Source organism: Oleiphilus sp. HI0066 (assembly GCF_001635725.1).
Genome location: NZ_LWFH01000487.1, coordinates 1 through 762, shown reverse-complemented (window position 1 = coordinate 762; position 762 = coordinate 1). Strand labels below are relative to the sequence as shown.

The 762-nt window shown below is 43.3% G+C and carries 1 protein-coding gene; it reads right to left on the bottom strand.

From position 1 onward, the window contains the following. Nucleotides 1-105: 105 nt before the first annotated feature. Nucleotides 106-762 (bottom strand): hypothetical protein (locus A3738_RS30695; RefSeq protein ID WP_197473659.1); only part of this gene is annotated, 657 nt, incomplete at its 5' end.

Below are 762 nucleotides of genomic sequence, written 5' to 3'. Positions count from 1 at the left end.
ACTCGTAATCAACGTAACGAGAAGCGGTTCATAGGAAAACCAACAACAAAAAAGGCCGCTGACAAACAGCGGCCTTAATCAGATCAAACTGACACTATACTAATGTTAGTGCGCAGAGATCGTCCAACGCGTGTCACTTTCAATATCTGTCCAGTATAAAGAACCAATGGATTGATCAGTGTCGCCAAACTTAAGCGCGCCAATTTCCATATCGCCTTTAAACTTCGTATTGAGAGCAATACCATCACGCCCCATAGCTTCGATCACAGCAACGGGATCACCGTTACCAATTAGAGCAGGGTTAAGTGATGCTAGATCAAGACCTGCAGTGTTGCGTACTGCATAGATCTCACGCTCAGATTGCGCGAAACCAAATGCAAAGTCACCATTTAGATCTGTAACATCACCACGTACGTTATTGATCTTCATGTCTTCAATCAATACGCCAGCGATGTCTAAGTAAACGTCAAGATCAGTTACGTTAACGTAGGTGTTCCAATTGATCTTAGAGTCAGCATTGCCAACTGTGTCGATGTCTTTCACACCGTCACCATTCACATCTAAACCAAAGCCATTGCCGTTGTTTTCAATATGAATATCAACTGGACCTAAGTAACCGTTGATCGAAAGATCAGAGATCAACACTGTAGTCGCTGAATCACCATCAGAGTCCACACCAGTACCCGTATGAGTATTGTATGCATCACCAATAGAGTCACCAGCTTCAAATGCAGACGATGCAATACCGATTGCATCAATACT